This is a genomic window from Paraburkholderia sp. UYCP14C (assembly GCF_004197395.1).
GTDB lineage: Bacteria > Pseudomonadota > Gammaproteobacteria > Burkholderiales > Burkholderiaceae > Paraburkholderia.
Genome location: NZ_SELS01000280.1, coordinates 1 through 1,034 on the forward strand (window position 1 = coordinate 1; position 1,034 = coordinate 1,034).

Here is a 1,034-nt window from a genome sequence, read left to right on the forward strand (position 1 = left end):
GTCATCATCGCCAACCTCATCAACCTGTGGAACTCCTTCGGCAGGTCGGTTTGCGTCAAAAATGGATAGGTGCGTCCGCAACAAGGGGACTCGTACCCATCCGAACAAAGCCGATGGCAAGGTAACGGAGCGGATTTACCGACGGAAGCCCGAACGCGTCAAGCCGCTTCGTTAAGAGAACGGCCCCGAGAAGTATTTACGGGCACTCGGGCAGGCTGAGAAGATCGTCCGGAATGGTCATGTCGTGCCCGGTCCTGAGGAATTTGTGGCCTTGCGGGGTTTGCCAGACGAGCACATCAACAGTCTGATCACCTCCGCCAACATAGAAGTTCCACTTACGCGTCTCAATCCCGTTAATAGCGGCTTGCGTGCTGATCCTCCACCGACTCCCGTCTGCCTTCTTTCCGCCGATATGCGAAATGGCCTCGTGCCTGCTCTTGCTATTTGTCTTGTTTATGCAGAAAACCTGAATACGCTTTGCCATAAACCCCCCGATCTTTATGATGGAGTTTGCAACCTGAAACCTAGCGGCTTGTCGGACCTTAGAGATTGTCCCTTAGCCAACTTGAGCCGGTTTCGTTGAACCCGAACCATGCGCCGACACCGGAACACTGCACAACTAGCAGCTTGTCTTCGCGATGCATATGCGGGCGCAAAGTGTCTGCTACTTGCACTGCTGTCAGATCAGTGACGATTACCCAAGTCGAATCTAGGTGATGCAACCACGGCGAGAATGAAGACTCCAGTGTGCGGATGAGATTCGTATAGTCGTGACCATCTTTTCGGGTGAGATTATGCCCGACAATGTACGAACTCTGAATACGCTGTGCCATAAAGCCCCCGATCTTAATGATGGAGTTTGATGTTGCACGATGCATCATACTAATTAATTGCAAGTTTGCCCGCGATTTATCTGATATCTATTAGCGTGCATCAAAAAGACCGGATTTAAAATTCGCCTCTATTGAATTTTCAGTGGGTGGTATCGTCCCGGTTTCTGGATAAACAAGACGAAGGCAGGTCATGCATAGCCA

The 1,034-nt window shown here is 50.9% G+C and carries 1 protein-coding gene; it reads right to left on the reverse strand.

Annotated elements, in window-relative coordinates:
- Positions 1-196 precede the first annotated feature (196 nt).
- Positions 197-484 (reverse strand): DUF3892 domain-containing protein, encoded by a 288-nt coding sequence (locus EVC45_RS44835; protein WP_129964384.1) that lies wholly within the window; start codon positions 482-484, stop codon positions 197-199.
- Positions 485-1,034: the final 550 nt, after the last annotated feature.